The sequence below is a fragment of the Corynebacterium simulans genome (assembly GCF_001586215.1).
Classification (GTDB): domain Bacteria; phylum Actinomycetota; class Actinomycetes; order Mycobacteriales; family Mycobacteriaceae; genus Corynebacterium; species Corynebacterium simulans.
This window is the reverse complement of the sequence record NZ_CP014634.1, coordinates 1,494,572-1,508,553: the sequence shown is the minus strand read 5'-3', so window position 1 is coordinate 1,508,553 and position 13,982 is coordinate 1,494,572. Positions and strand designations below refer to the sequence as shown.

Here is a 13,982-nt window from a genome sequence, read left to right as displayed (position 1 = left end):
TCTGGGTTTTAATCAACCTTGAAATCACAGTCCAGCATCCATGAGAGCTTTAGAGCTGGTTGCCGAGCTTGAACTCGCCCTGCTTCCACTCCGGCATCTCCTCGGAATCTTCCTTGCGGGTGTAGGAGAAGCCATCCGCGCCGATGGTCTGCGCCATCTCGGACTCATCGGTGCGCTCGACCAGCGGAACCGGATTGCCATCGAGGTCGAGGACGGTGGAGCCGTCGCGGTACCAAGAAGGAACAACCGGGGTACCCCACCAGTCGCGACGCTGGTTGTCGTGGACGTCCCAGGTGACAACCGGGTTGTCTGGGTCGCCGGTGTAGTAATCCTGGGTGTAGATCTCCACGCGGTGACCATCCGGGTCGCGCAAGTAGAGGTAGTAGGCATTGGAAACACCGTGACGGCCTGGGCCGCGCTCGATAGCGTCAGACTCGCGGAGAGCGCCAAGCTTGTCGCAGATGGCGATGATGTTGTGCTTCTCGTGGGTAGCGAACGCGATGTGGTGCATGCGCGGGCCGTCACCACCGGTCATTGCGGTGTCGTGGACGGTCGGCTTACGGCGCATCCATGCGGCATAGACGGTGCCCTGTTCATCGCGGATATCCTCAGTGATACGGAAGCCAAGATCCTCCATGTAATCCACGGCCTTCGGAACATCCGGGGTGATCTGATTGAAGTGATCCAAGCGAACCAACGCGCCCGGGATATGAGCGTCATAGCTCCACGCCAGACGCTCGCGGTGCTCTACCTCGTAGAAGAACTCGTACGGGAAACCGAGCGGATCCTGCACACGAACGGAATCGCCGATGCCCTTGACAAAGCCGTCCTTGTTGCGACGAACCTCGCAGCCGCGGGCCTTGTAAAACTCCTCAGCACGGTCCAGATCTTCGGGGCTACGCACGCGGTAGGAGAAGGCCGCCACTGCCGGAACAGGGCCCTTGCGCAGCACCAGGTTATGGTGGATGAACTCCTCGTAGGTGCGCAGGTAGATTGCGTTGTCATCTTCCTCGGTCACGACGAGGCCTAAGGTATCCACGTAGAACTTACGGGAAGCCTCAAGATCGGTGACAACGATCTCCATGTAGGCGCAACGCAGGATATCCGGTGCTTGAACGTTGGTCATGATGTGCTCCTTGGGTGAAAAGTAGGTGAGAGAAAAAGGATTTAGTCCTGCTTGCCGAAGACCGGGTTGTGAACCTTATCGAGGTTGATGTGGACTGCCTGCTGGTCGGTGTAGAAGTCGATGGAACGGTAGCCACCCTCATGGCCCAGGCCGGAAGCCTTCACGCCGCCGAATGGGGTACGTAGGTCGCGGACGTTATTCGAGTTCAGCCAGACCATGCCAGCCTCAACGTTCTGTGCGAAGTTGTGCGCACGCTTGAGGTCGGAGGTCCAGACATATGCGGCCAGACCGTACTTGGTGTTGTTGGCCAGCTCGAGCGCTTCCTCGTCGGTGTCGAACGGGGTGATGGCAACGACTGGGCCGAAGATTTCTTCCTGGAAGATGCGGGCGGATGGGTCGACGTCAACGAAGACGGTCGGTTGCACAAAGTTGCCCTCTTCAAAGCCCTCTGGGCGCTCGCCGCCGGCTGCCAGCTTTGCTTCCTGCTTGCCGATCTCGATGTAGGAGGTGACCTTCTCGTAGTGCTCTGGGTGAACCAGGGCGCCAACCTCGGTCTTCGGATCGGAAGGCAGGCCCACCTTTACGCGCTTGGCGACGGCCGTGTAACGCTCAACGAATTCATCGTAAATGTCGCGCTGGACGAGGATGCGCGAGCCGGCGGTGCAGCGCTCGCCATTCAGGGAGAACACGCCGAAGATACAGGCGTCGATTGCGGTGTCGAGGTCCGCGTCGGAGAAGACAATGGCAGGGGACTTGCCGCCCAGCTCCATCGACAGACCCTTCAGGTGCGGTGCCGCGTTTCCGAAAATAATCTGACCGGTGCGGGACTCGCCGGTAAAGGAGATCAGCGGGACGTCTGGGTGCTTGACCAGTGGGTCGCCCGCGTAGCCTTCCTCGCCGAAGCCGTTGACTAGGTTGAAGACGCCCTTCGGGAGGCCAGCCTCCTCAAAGATGCCTGCCCACAGCTGTGCGGAAAGCGGGGTGAACTCAGCCGGCTTCAGGACAACGGAGTTACCAGTGGCGATAGCAGGGGCGAGCTTCCAGGACTCCAGCATGAAAGGAGTGTTCCACGGGGTGATAAGACCTGCGACGCCGATTGGCTTGCGGTTGACGTAGTTGATCTGGCGGCCCGGAACCTTGTAGGCGTCGTCGGCCTGCGCAACGATGAGGTCAGCGAAGAAGCGGAAGTTCTCCGCCGCGCGCTTGGCCTGGCCATTGGCCTGGGTGATTGGCAGGCCGGAGTCGAAGGACTCCCAAGCAGCCAGCTTGTCTGCGCGGGTCTCGACGATGTCTGCGATTTTGTTGAGGACGCGAGCGCGCTCGCGGGGGAGAGCCTTGGACCACTCGCCGCGCTCAAAGGCAGCCTTGGCGGCAGCAACGGCTTTGTCGATGTCGGCCGGCTTGCCGGAGGCGGCCTTGATGTAGTTCTGGTTGGTTACCGGATCGAGTACCTCGAACTCGTCGCCATCAATAGAGGCAACGAATTCACCATCGATGTAGTGGAGGATCTTCTCTGGCAGGTCGTTTGGCTTCGCGGCGTCGTTGTTGATGCTCATGGCTTTAGGGTTCTCCTTTAAGTCTGGGTATCTAGGTTGCGTTTGCAGTGTCTGTTTCGGCGTTTTTTGCCCGATAGCTCCGGGAGGTTTGCAAGCGGTGTTCCCGTGCAACCTTTTCCACGTATGCTTCCTCGGCGCCGATCTCAATGAGGGTGATTAGCTTTTCGTGTTCTTCCACCGAGTCCAACGCCCGCTCCGGGATGTAGCGGAAGGTCGAAACGCGGTGATATTCCAGTTGGTCCCATTGCTCGTAAACCAGCTTTACAAGCCTTTCGTTGGGACACTTGGCAAAGAGCACGCTATGAAATTCTTTGTTGAGCTTGGTGAACTCGTCTGGGTCGTGGGTGACAACAAGCTCGCGCATCTGCTGATTAAGCTCTCGCGCCTTGGCGACGTCCGCGGCTTCGAGGAAGGGAGCGGACTGGGCGGTTGCCCGGGCCTCGAGTGTGGCCACGATCTCCATGGATTCGTAGTAGGCCTCGCGGTTGTGGGTGGTTACTCGCGCGCCCACATTGCGTTCGTAGGTAACCAGCCCTTCGGCTTCGAGCTGCCTGATGGCCTCGCGCACCGGCACGACGCTGACATCGAGTTCTTCTGCAATTGTTGTAAGAACCAAGCGGTGGCCTGGCTCGTATCCGCGGGTGCGGATCTGCTGGCTTATCCAGTTATAGGCCTGTTGGGATTTGCTCTCCGCGAGGCTCATTGACCACCCCCATTCTTGAAGGCGAGGTAGGCCTCCTTGTTGGCGCCCTTTGGCGGGAACATGCCGTCGAGGCTTGCACCGGCCTTGACCTGCTCGGCCACCCACTCATCCTCGTGCTCCTTGGCAAGCGCAGCGTCTGCTACCTCCTCAGCCAGCTCGCGCGGGATGACGATGACGCCGTCGTCATCGCCGACGATGATGTCTCCCGGGATAACGGTGGCGTTGCCACAGGAAACAGCAATGTCGCTATCCCACGGAACGTGCTTGCGGCCGAGCACGCATGGGTGTGCGCCTTGGGTGAAGACGGGCAGGCCGATCTCACGGACCGCCTCGTAGTCGCGCACACCACCATCAGTGACAACACCGGCCGCGCCGCGGGTCTTCGCGCGCAGTGCAAGGATGTCGCCCAAGGTGCCAGACCCCGGCTCTTGGCGAGCCTCGATAACGATTACTTCGCCTTCCTTTACGGTGTCGAAGACTTTCTTCTGCTCGTTGAAGCCGCCGCCGTGGCTCTTGAAGAGATCTTCGCGCCCGGCAACGAAGCGCAGGGTGCGGGCGACGCCCACCATTTTGGTGCCCGGAGTCTGTGGATAGACGCCTTCGATAACGGATTGGTTGATGCCGCGATTTCGTAACTGTGCCGAAAGTCCGGCGGTGGGCGCCTCCTCCAATTTCCGTTTCAATTCCGCGGAAAGTTCGGAAGAGGAGGAAGAGGGAAGCGGCGGAAGCCCAGCGGACTCACGGTCGCCGTAGGCATCCTCGCGCTGCTTGTCATCAACATTCGGCAGGTTGCCCAGAGCTGAATCGAAGGAAGCCGGGATTTCTACGACTGCCGTCTTAAGACGTCCGGAGGTCTCGCCACCCGGTACGTCAACCTCGACCTCGACGACATCGCCGGGCTTGATCACGGTGGAGCCCGCCGGGGTGCCCGTCAGGATGATATCGCCAGTCTCCAGAGTCATGTGCTGGGAGAGGTCCGCGACAAATTGCGCGAGAGGGAAGATGAGGTCCTTCTCAGACGAGGTACCCTCCTGCGCCAGCTCGCCATTAACCCAGGTGCGCAGGCGCAACGAGGCGGGGTCGATCTTCTGGGCGTCGATAAGCATGGGCCCAATCGGCGTATAACCATCGCGGGACTTGGAACGGGTATTAGATCCCTTATCCTGCGCGCGATAATCATAAAGCCCCAGGTCATTGGACGCAGTTACATAGGCAACATGACCCCAAGCCTCATCCAAGGTGACATTGCGAGCCGGCTTGCCAATGATGAGCGCAATCTCGCCCTCAAACGCCAACAGCTCAGTGCCCGCCGGACGCTCGACGACGCCGCCGGATTCCGCCAGGGTACTGGTCGCCTTCAGGAAGTAACTCGGGGTCTTGGGCCAGCGACCACGTTGAGCGGCACGGGACTCAAAAGCCACGTGCACGGCAATAATCTTGCCCGGTTTCTCAGGCAGAAATTGGGGTACAGCCATGAAAAATCCTTCTTTTCTCTCAAATGTTTGCCCAAATCGTATATTATCCCTACCAACGCCGCAAGTGGTTCAACTCACAATAAGTGGTTAGGTATACGACAAGCCACAACTAGAAAGGGAAAACATGTCGCAAGCAACTGCCGCCCCGACAATCACGACGGCCGAACGCCGCCGTGTTGTCGCCGCGACCACCATCGGTACCGCCATCGAGTGGTACGACTACTTCCTCTACGCCGCAGTAGCTGGCCTCGTATTCAACAAGCTCATGTTCGGCCCGCTGGAAGGCGGCCTGGCCACCATCATCTCCTTCCTTACGGTTGGCCTTTCCTTCCTCTTCCGCCCAATCGGCGCTTTCCTCGCCGGCCACTTCGCCGACCGCCTTGGCCGTCGCGTGGTTCTCATGGTCACCCTCTTTGCCATGGGCGGCGCCACCACGCTAATCGGCGTCCTGCCCACCTTCGATAGCGCTGGCGTTTGGGCGCCGATCCTGCTCATTGCCCTGCGCATCATCCAAGGAATTTCCGCAGGCGGCGAGTGGGGCAGTGCGGTGCTGATGGCGGTGGAGCACGCACCCGTCGATAAGCGCGGGCTCTATGGCGCCGGACCCCAGGTGGGCGTGCCGGCTGGCCTGCTGCTTTCTTCCGGAGTTCTTTCAATCATGAACACCATCGCGCCTGGCGACGCCTTCATGGCCTGGGGTTGGCGTGTACCGTTCCTGCTTTCCTTCGTTCTGGTTTTGGTGGGTTACCTAATCCGCATGGGCGTTGACGAATCCCCAGTCTTCGAGGAAATCGCCGAGCGCCAAGAGGAAGAAACGCCACATCCTTTCGCCGTTCTGTTCAAGAAGTTTTTCCCACTAGTCTTCACCGCAGCACTGGTTTTCGCAGGCAATGGCACCGTGGGCTACATGACCACGGGCGGCTACATCCAGAAGTACGCGACCGACCCGGACGGTCCGGTTGCGCTCGCGCGCGGCGACGTCCTGAATGCCGTCACGCTTTCCGCGTTTACCTGGGCACTTTTTACGTTGTTTGCCGGTGCCATCTCCGATCGAATTGGTCGCCGCGCGACTTATCTCATCGGCTTTATCGCTCAGACGCTCGGCGCCGCAGCGCTTTTCCCTCTGGTCAACACTGGCGATCTCAAGCTGCTCTATCTGGCACTGACCTCGCTAACCTTTGGCCTGGGCCTGACCTACGGCGCCCAGTCCGCCATGTATGCCGAGCTTTTCCCGGCATCCATTCGCGCCACGGGCGTTTCCATCACCTACGCCCTCGGCTCGGTCCTAGGCGGAGCTTTCGCCCCGATGATTGCGGCTTCCCTGGTCGAAGCAACGGGCACCACCTTCGCGGTATCCGGCTATCTAGTCACGGCTTCGCTGGTTGGCCTCGTGTGCACCTTCATCCTCCGTGAGCGCAAGGGAATCCCTCTTGGCCCAGAGCACGAAGCCGCGCAAGCGCGCGGGCACTTCATCTTCAGCAAGTAAATCCCCAGCGTTTCCACGCAAATCTGAATGCTCATTGTAGAAAACTGCGGCATCATATATGATTCCGCACATAGGACTTAGATCACACTCCCTAAATGCATTGAGTTAAGTCACCTGCATCCCATCCACTTCATCTTGGCCAACAAGGAGATCACAGTGCAGTTCCACCACAATGGTTATGTTTCCCAAGACCCCCGCGTCCTCGAGCCCGCAGGTTACGGCGTCGACCGCGCCAGCGAACTGCCAGACACCATGGACGTCCTCATCGTAGGCTCCGGGCCGGCGGGCATGATCACGGCTGCACAGCTGGCAATGTTCCCGAGCGTCAACACTCGCATCATCGAGCGCCGCCCGCACCGCCTCATCCTGGGCCAGGCAGACGGCATCCAGTCCCGTTCCGTGGAGACTTTCCAGGCTTTCGGCTTTGCCAAGGAAATCACCGAAGAAGCCTACGAGATCACCGAGATGTCCTTCTGGAACCCGGATCCAGAAAACCGCGAGCACATTATCCGCGGCGCCCGCCCCGTCGATGACGAGGGTGGCATCTCCGAGTTCCCACACCTCATCGTCAACCAGGCCCGCGTTCTGGATTACTTCGCCCGCTTTGCCCACCGCGCCCCGGGCCGCATCGAACCGGACTATGGCTGGAAGTTCATCGAGCTCGAGGTAGGGGAGGGCGAATACCCCGTTGCCGTCAAGCTCGAAGATGAGAACGGCAATCCCCGCACGGTCCACGCCAAGTACGTCGTTGGCTCGGACGGCGCCAAGTCCCGCGTGCGCAAGTCTATTGGCCGTTGCTTAAACGGCGATCAGGCCAACCACGCGTGGGGTGTCATGGACGTCGTGGTCGATACCGACTTCCCAGATTGGCGCACCAAGTGTGCCATCCACTCCAAGGCTGGCTCGATCCTCCACATCCCGCGCGAGGGCGGCTACCTCTGCCGCATCTACGTCGACTTGGGCGTCGTCCCAGAAGGTGACAACGGCAAGATCCGCGAGACGCCAATCGAGAAGATCATTGAGAAGGCCAACGAGATCTACTCTCCTTACTTCATCGATGTGAAGATGGTGGCTTGGCACTCCGTCTACGAAGTAGGCCACCGCCTAGTCGATGCCTTTGATGACAACAACGATTCCCCGCGCGTCTTCCTCACCGGCGATGCTTGCCACACCCACTCCGCGAAGGCGGGCCAGGGTATGAACGTTTCCATGCAGGATGGTTTCAACATCGGCTGGAAGCTTGGTCACGTCTTGGATGGCCGCGCGCCGGAGGAGCTGCTGAGCACCTACCATGGCGAGCGCCAGCCAGCCGCACAGAACCTCATCAACTTCGATAAGGAATGGTCCACCCTTATGGCCACCCCGCCGGAGGAACTCGAGGATCCATGCGCGGTGGAGAAGTACTACGTCGCCGCCGAGGAATTCGCCGCCGGCATGATGACCCAGTACGAGGAGAACATCATCGTCGGCGACACCCAGCATCAAGAACTGGCCACTGGCTTCCCGGTGGGCAAGCGCTTTAAGTCCTTTGAGGTTCTCCGCCGCTGCGACGCAGTTCAGCAGCACCTGGGCCACCAGCATTTCGCAGACGGCCGCTACCGCATCTACGCTTTTGCCGACGCCCCGAAGGCCGGCGAGGAATCCAAGTTCAGCGCCTGGGCCGAGCGGATGAAAGAGGTTCTGGCCAAGTTCACTCCCGCTGACGCCGACGAGAACACCTACTTCGACGTCAAGGCCATCTACCAGCAGACCAACCACCACGATTACGAGATCTTGGACGCCCCGCGTCTCTTCCGCCCGTTCAACGGCAAGTTCCATATCCCCAATTGGGAGAACGTATTCAACGCCCTGCCCGAAGAGCGCGACATCTTCCAGGCCCGCGGAATCTCCCGCGACGGCGCCGTTATCATCGTCCGCCCAGACCAATACGTCGGCGCGGTCCTGCCGCTTGACGACGCCGCGGCTGTCGAGGCTTACTTCAACAAGGCGCTGTTGCCAACCAAGTAAGCAACAGCTCTAAATAGCAGCCACAAACAACGCCCCGCGTAGTGTTTCACGTGAAACACTACGCGGGGCGTTAAGCGTTAGCAGCGCCTAGGAGTGCTTAGCCAGGAGCGCTTCCAGACGCTCCGCGAGCGGCTGGCGGTTCAGCTCCGCTCCCTTCTCGCGGAGATCGGCAGCTTCAAATTCTGGAAGGACCTTATCCAAGACCTCGCTAGAAGATTCTTCTGGGTGCTTCAACGCGCGATAGAAAGCGGCACTCAATACGATTTGTTCCATCACCGCTATGGGCTTGCCCGGAGCATATTCCGGAGCATCCGGCTCAAAGTCCCAGACCTGGACCCAGTCGAGGCCGAAGAACTTGGGACAATTTCCTTCCACGATTTCGCGGGCGTAGTTGCGGGGAACGGCAGCGCTACGGCGGCCCGGATCGAAGATAGCGAGGACTGGCTCGCCATCGTCCTCTCCAACCACGAGCCAATCGCTGCCGTGGTATTCCACCAGCGATTGGCCGAGCACGAGCTCAACCTCATCGACACTGAGCTTCGGAGCGACCTCATGGGCGAAGGCGTCGACATATGGCGCTTGCCATGTCTTGTGCTTCTTCAGCTTCTCATCGTCGCCGTGAACTTCCATGAAACGCTTGAAGGTCTCGGCCGCTTCCTCACGGCGCTTGGCTAGTTGTTCCGAGTACTGTTCCTGAAGTGGTGCGAGTTTGGATTCAAGTGTGCCCATGGTCGCAACCGTACATCGGAGCATTCATTTTGTTCGTGCATAAAATGTGCTCGAAACCACACACGTAGCACACACTCATGCTAAGGTGTGTCTCATGCAACTTCTGACCAATAAATCCCAGAACTGGTGGTGGCTCGCGTAACTGCGGGCCGGTTCACTCGAACCCAGAAGATTTAGGCTCGCGCTATGCGGGCCTTTCGTGGTTTTATAACCACCACGGCGCACGCGGCGCGAATCTAAAGCTTCAAAACTTTAAAAGCTACAGACAACATTTAGCCGCGAAAGGCCACCACGAATGCCACCAACCCCTACCTCCGGAACGGTCTTCCATACCGCCTCCCGAGCGATACCTTATGAGCAGGATGCATCCCTGCTTTTCCAACGGCTCGCGCAGCCGAAGGATAGCCTCCTCCTTGAAGCCGCCGACATCGAGTCGAAAAAGAACCTCAATTGCATCGCAATTCTCCAGGCCGCACTGAAAGTTACCTGCCGGGGACAGCGTGTCACAGCCACGCCACTAACTAAAGTGGGCGAGGCAATGATGGAGCGCCTCAAGGATCAGCTTGGCGAGTACTTCGATGGCGAGGCGTTCGCCTTTAGCCTTTCCGCGAAGAGCGACGAGCGCGAGCGCCTCCGCGACGTTTCGACCGCCGCCGTACTTCGTGCCCTTCAATTAGATGCCGGATACTCCACGCCGGATGGCGCCCTTCCATTCGTCGGAGGCGGCTTTGCTTATGACTATCTCGAGACCTTCGAGAAGCTCCCGGCCGTAGGGGAGGGGCCGAACGATTATCCGGATTATGAGTTCGTCGTCGCACAGACTCTCCTCACCATCGACCACGCCGCAGAGACCGCCGCGTTGCATGCGGTCGATCTGAGTGAGGACGCGGCGTCGGCAAGCTTGGCAGAGCTCGCATCCATCGAGCCGCAAGCGATAGAACCCGCGCCGGACCGAGATCGCCTCGTTGCGGAAGCTTCGATGCCCAACTCCAAGTTCCGCGCAATTGTGTCACAGTTACAAAATAACGTGACTGCGGGGGACATCTACCAAGTGGTGCCATCCCGCGCATTTTCCCTCGATTGCCCCGACGCCTTCGCCGCCTACCGCCAACTGCGCGAGACGAACCCTTCGCCATATATGTTCTACGTGCGCGGCGCGGACTACGAACTTTTCGGCGCCTCACCAGAATCCAACCTAAAGTTCGACGCCGCCAGCCGTGAGGTTCAGCTTTATCCCATCGCCGGCACTCGGCCGCGCGGGCTCAACAAGGATGGCAGCATCAACCACGAACTCGACATCCGCAATGAGCTCGAAATGCGCACGGATAACAAGGAAGTTGCCGAGCACACGATGCTCGTGGATCTGGCCCGCAACGATCTCGCGCGCGTGGCCGTCCCACAGACCCGCAAGGTCGCCGAGCTCCTCCAGGTGGATCGCTACTCCCGCGTGATGCACTTGGTTTCACGTGTAACCGCCACCCTCCACGAGGACTACGACGCCCTCGACGCCTATCGCGCATGCATGAACATGGGCACTCTCACCGGCGCCCCGAAGCTTCGCGCGATGGAACTCATCCGCGAAACCGAGAAAACGCGCCGCGGTTCCTACGGCGGGGCAGTGGGATACCTGAAGGGCGATGGCTCCATGGATAACTGCATCGTCATCCGCTCCGCCTACGTGAAAGGCGGGGTAGCGGTGGTTCAGGCTGGCGCCGGCGTTGTCCGCGATTCCGTGCCGCAGGCCGAAGCCGATGAAACCTTGCACAAGGCCTATGCCGTGCTGCACGCCATCGCACTCGCTCATAACGCAAAACTGGAGGTTGTCCGGTGACTCATTCCCCGCACGTGGTGCTCATCGATAACCACGATTCCTTCGTCTACAACTTGGTCGACGCACTCGCCGGCTACCGCACGACCATCTTCCGCAATACCGTCTCGGTTGAAGAAATCCTGGCTGCGGAACCCGACATCGTCTGTCTCTCCCCAGGCCCGGGCCACCCGCGCGAGGCCGGCTGCATGGCGGAACTCATCGATAGCGTGCTGGGGAAGATCCCGTTGTTTGGCATCTGCCTCGGCTTCCAAGCGCTGCTGGATCACCACGGCGGCACCGTCGAGCCCTGCGGCCCGGTTCACGGCAAGTCGGTCCGGATGACCCTCACTAAAGCTGGCGCGAAACATCCCATCTTCACCGGGCTCGCCGTCGACTCCGAGCCGGACAATCCGGATTACGTCGGCACCCAAGTCCCAGTGGCGCGCTATCACTCCCTGGGCTGCAAGAAAATCCCTACAGAAATGCGGGCGCTGGCTACCACCGAGACCGCCATCGGAGACGTCGTCATGGCGGCCGAGACCGAGGACCAGATGGCCTTTGGGGTCCAATTCCACCCAGAGTCCGTACTTAGTCCCACCGGGCCCATCATGCTGGAACGCTGCATCGAGTATTTGTCCGCGAAGTACATATTTGGAAAGGCCAACTAAATGGAAGACGAGAACGCACTGAAGCTCCTCCAGGAGTACTTGAACACCGCCGAACCCACCCTCGAACAGGCCGGGAAGGTCTTTACTTCGCTGACCGTCGGCGAGTACGACGACATTCACATCGCCGCTTTGCTCATCCACATCCGCACCAGGGGCGAGACGCTTGCCGACGTCGCCGGTGCCGCCCATGCCTTCCTGAAGGCCGGCCGTCCTTTCCCGATCACCGGCGAGGGCCTGATGGACACCGCGGGCACTGGTGGTGACGGTGCGAATACCATCAACATCACCACCGCGGCGTCGCTAGTCGCAGCCTCCGATGGGGTGAAGATGATTAAACACGGCAACCGCTCGGTTTCTTCCAAGTCGGGCTCGGCCGACGTCCTTGAGGCACTGAACATTCCGCTAGACCTCAATCCAGAGCGCGCCGTGCGCCAATTTGAGGAGTCCAACTTCACCTTACTCTTCGCCCCGGCCTATAACCCGGCGGTGGCACACGTGCAGCCGGTGCGCAAAACACTCGGCATCTCCACCATCTTCAACACCCTCGGTCCACTGCTTTCCCCGGGTCGCCCGGAGTTTCAGATCATGGGCATCGCCAAACCCGCGCAGGGACGCCTCATCGCGGAAGTCTTCAAGGAGCTAGGCCGCACTCGCGCGTTAGTGGTCCACGGTGCGGGCACCGATGAGATTGCTGTCCACGGCACCACCCACGTGTGGGAGCTAAAGGATGGCGAGATCACCGAATATGACGTCACGCCAGAAAGCCTCGGCATTGAACGCCACGAGCTCGCGGACCTCGTCGGCGGTGACGGCGCGGAGAATGCGCAGCTGCTTCGCGACGTCTTCGCGGGGGAGGGCAAGCCCGCACACCGCGATGCCATCGTCGCCGCGGCGGGTGCGATGTTCTATCTCTACGGCAAAACCGCAACCATCGCCGAGGGCGTCGCCCACGCGAAGGAAATCATCGACTCCGGCCAGGTGGCCGATTGGTTGCGCACCCACGAGGAGGCGAACTATGCCTAAGCTGCCAACGGTGCTGGAGGGGATCGTCGCGGGGCGTCGCACCCACCTCGCGGAGATCCGTGAGCGCATCGCCCACGTGGATCTGGCGAACCTGCCGAAGTCGGAGCATTCGCTTTACGACGCCCTGAATGGCACCAATCGTTTCATCATGGAGTGCAAGTCTTCTTCGCCTTCACTCGGCCTTATTCGCGAGCACTACGAGCCGGGTGCCATCGCGCGCATCTACTCCCGCTATGCCTCGGCAATTTCGGTACTGTGCGAGCCCGATAAGTTCGGCGGCGATTATGATCATCTGCAGACCGTCGCGATGTCCACACATCTGCCGGTGCTGTGCAAGGACTTCATCGTCGACCCGATTCAAGTTTATGCCGCACGCTACTACGGCGCCGACGCCATCTTGTTAATGATGTCCATCGTCGACGACGAGACCTACGCGGAGCTGAAGACGCTCGCCGATTCCTTAGGACTGGACGTACTGACGGAGGCGATTACCAAGGAGGAGGTCGACCGCGCCGTCGCCTTCGGCGTCGACATCATCGGCATCAATAATCGGAACCTCCACGATCTGAGCATCGACCTGACGCGTTCGGAAAAGCTCGCGGAATATGTTCCGCAAGGCAAGATCATTGTCTCCGAGTCAGGCATCCGCGATAACCAGACGGTGCGCCGCATCGGCGGCCACGCCAACGCTTTCCTCGTCGGCTCTCAACTGACGAGCCAGCCGGACATTGACCTAGCCGCGCGCCGCCTCGTCTACGGCGACAACAAGGTCTGCGGACTCAGTACTCCTTCCGCGGCACAGGCAGCCCGCGCGGCCGGTGCCATCTACGGTGGACTCATCTTCGAGGAGGACTCTCCGCGCAATGTTTCACGTGAAACTGCGGAACAGATCATCAGCCACGAGCCGGGGCTGCGTTACATCGCCGTCTCTCGCCGCACGTCCAACTTCGCGAAGATTGCATTCGACGGCATCCAGGCAATCCAGTTGCATGCCCCATATCAGGGGAGCGTCGAGGCCGAGCGCGCTCTCATCGCGGAGGCCCGCAAGCATTCGAACTTTGTCTGGCGTGCCATCGACATGACGGCGCCGGATGCCCCGGACTTGGCACGGGCGCTTGCCGAAGACGCGGATCTCCTCATCCTCGACACCGGCCGCGGCGGCACGGGGCAGACCTTCGATTGGTCCACGGTTCCACGTGATGTCCCGGCCCTCCTCGCTGGGGGACTCAACCTCGAAAATCTGAAAGAAGCGCTCGCCGTCGGCACCGCCGGCCTCGACCTCAACTCCGGATTGGAGACCTCCCGCGGCAAGGACTCTGGCCTTATCGCCCGCGCCTTCCAAACCATCCGCAACTACACAAATCCTTAAATTGACTTCTTCACAACACCCCAACACAGG

11 protein-coding genes are annotated in these 13,982 nt (G+C 60.1%); 6 read left to right on the top strand and 5 right to left on the bottom strand.

What is annotated here, in order from left to right; translation table 11 throughout:
• Nucleotides 1-49: 49 nt before the first annotated feature.
• Genes hpaD through WM42_RS07110 form a run of 4 tightly spaced genes read right to left on the bottom strand, consistent with a single transcriptional unit; the run spans nt 50 to nt 4,860 of the window.
• Nucleotides 50-1,126 carry a 3,4-dihydroxyphenylacetate 2,3-dioxygenase gene (gene hpaD / locus WM42_RS07125; RefSeq protein WP_062036574.1) on the bottom strand — a complete coding sequence of 359 codons (1,077 nt, stop codon included), beginning with the start codon at nt 1,124-1,126 and terminating at the stop codon, nt 50-52.
• Between the two features lie 41 nt (nt 1,127-1,167).
• Complete coding sequence (hpaE, locus tag WM42_RS07120) at nt 1,168-2,682, bottom strand: 5-carboxymethyl-2-hydroxymuconate semialdehyde dehydrogenase (RefSeq protein WP_062036572.1); 1,515 nt, start codon at nt 2,680-2,682, stop codon at nt 1,168-1,170.
• A 31-nt stretch (nt 2,683-2,713) separates the two neighbouring features.
• Nucleotides 2,714-3,385 carry a GntR family transcriptional regulator gene (locus tag WM42_RS07115; RefSeq protein WP_062036570.1) on the bottom strand — a complete coding sequence of 224 codons (672 nt, stop codon included), beginning with the start codon at nt 3,383-3,385 and terminating at the stop codon, nt 2,714-2,716.
• Complete coding sequence (locus tag WM42_RS07110; protein WP_062036568.1) at nt 3,382-4,860, bottom strand: fumarylacetoacetate hydrolase family protein; 1,479 nt, start codon at nt 4,858-4,860, stop codon at nt 3,382-3,384. Before WM42_RS07110 ends, WM42_RS07115 begins: the two co-directional genes overlap by 4 nt.
• Nucleotides 4,861-4,984: 124 nt before the next feature.
• On the opposite strand from WM42_RS07110, the gene WM42_RS07105 reads away from it, so the two are divergent.
• Nucleotides 4,985-6,346 carry an MFS transporter gene (locus WM42_RS07105; RefSeq protein ID WP_062036566.1) on the top strand — a complete coding sequence of 454 codons (1,362 nt, stop codon included), beginning with the start codon at nt 4,985-4,987 and terminating at the stop codon, nt 6,344-6,346.
• Between the two features lie 156 nt (nt 6,347-6,502).
• Nucleotides 6,503-8,353 (top strand): FAD-dependent monooxygenase, encoded by a 1,851-nt coding sequence (locus WM42_RS07100; RefSeq protein WP_062036565.1) that lies wholly within the window; start codon nt 6,503-6,505, stop codon nt 8,351-8,353.
• 87 nt (nt 8,354-8,440) lie between these two features.
• On the opposite strand, the gene WM42_RS07095 is transcribed toward WM42_RS07100, so the two are convergent.
• Complete coding sequence (locus WM42_RS07095) at nt 8,441-9,082, bottom strand: hypothetical protein (RefSeq protein ID WP_062036563.1); 642 nt, start codon at nt 9,080-9,082, stop codon at nt 8,441-8,443.
• Between the two features lie 295 nt (nt 9,083-9,377).
• On the opposite strand from WM42_RS07095, the gene WM42_RS07090 reads away from it, so the two are divergent.
• Genes WM42_RS07090 through trpCF form a run of 4 tightly spaced genes read left to right on the top strand, consistent with a single transcriptional unit; the run spans nt 9,378 to nt 13,952 of the window.
• Nucleotides 9,378-10,913, top strand: coding sequence for an anthranilate synthase component 1 (locus WM42_RS07090; protein ID WP_062036561.1), 1,536 nt, complete (start codon nt 9,378-9,380; stop codon nt 10,911-10,913).
• On the top strand, nt 10,910-11,560 hold the full coding sequence (locus WM42_RS07085; RefSeq protein WP_062036559.1) for an anthranilate synthase component II: 651 nt from the start codon (nt 10,910-10,912) through the stop codon (nt 11,558-11,560). The genes WM42_RS07090 and WM42_RS07085 overlap by 4 nt, the downstream gene beginning before the upstream one ends.
• On the top strand, nt 11,561-12,583 hold the full coding sequence (gene trpD / locus WM42_RS07080) for an anthranilate phosphoribosyltransferase (RefSeq protein ID WP_062036557.1): 1,023 nt from the start codon (nt 11,561-11,563) through the stop codon (nt 12,581-12,583).
• Complete coding sequence (gene trpCF / locus WM42_RS07075) at nt 12,576-13,952, top strand: bifunctional indole-3-glycerol-phosphate synthase TrpC/phosphoribosylanthranilate isomerase TrpF (protein WP_062036555.1); 1,377 nt, start codon at nt 12,576-12,578, stop codon at nt 13,950-13,952. The genes trpD and trpCF overlap by 8 nt, the downstream gene beginning before the upstream one ends.
• The last annotated feature ends 30 nt before the right edge of the window (nt 13,953-13,982 follow it).

Excerpts from the sequence above, each read along its gene's own strand:
- hpaD (WP_062036574.1), bottom strand. The coding sequence starts at position 1,126 with ATGACCAACGTTCAAGCACCGGATATCCTGCGTTGCGCCTACATGGAG.
- hpaE (WP_062036572.1), bottom strand. The coding sequence starts at position 2,682 with ATGAGCATCAACAACGACGCCGCGAAGCCAAACGACCTGCCAGAGAAG.
- WM42_RS07115 (WP_062036570.1), bottom strand. The coding sequence starts at position 3,385 with ATGAGCCTCGCGGAGAGCAAATCCCAACAGGCCTATAACTGGATAAGC.
- WM42_RS07110 (WP_062036568.1), bottom strand. The coding sequence starts at position 4,860 with ATGGCTGTACCCCAATTTCTGCCTGAGAAACCGGGCAAGATTATTGCC.
- WM42_RS07105 (WP_062036566.1), top strand. The coding sequence starts at position 4,985 with ATGTCGCAAGCAACTGCCGCCCCGACAATCACGACGGCCGAACGCCGC.
- WM42_RS07095 (WP_062036563.1), bottom strand. The coding sequence starts at position 9,082 with ATGGGCACACTTGAATCCAAACTCGCACCACTTCAGGAACAGTACTCG.
- WM42_RS07090 (WP_062036561.1), top strand. The coding sequence starts at position 9,378 with ATGCCACCAACCCCTACCTCCGGAACGGTCTTCCATACCGCCTCCCGA.
- trpD (WP_062036557.1), top strand. The coding sequence starts at position 11,561 with ATGGAAGACGAGAACGCACTGAAGCTCCTCCAGGAGTACTTGAACACC.
- trpCF (WP_062036555.1), top strand. The coding sequence starts at position 12,576 with ATGCCTAAGCTGCCAACGGTGCTGGAGGGGATCGTCGCGGGGCGTCGC.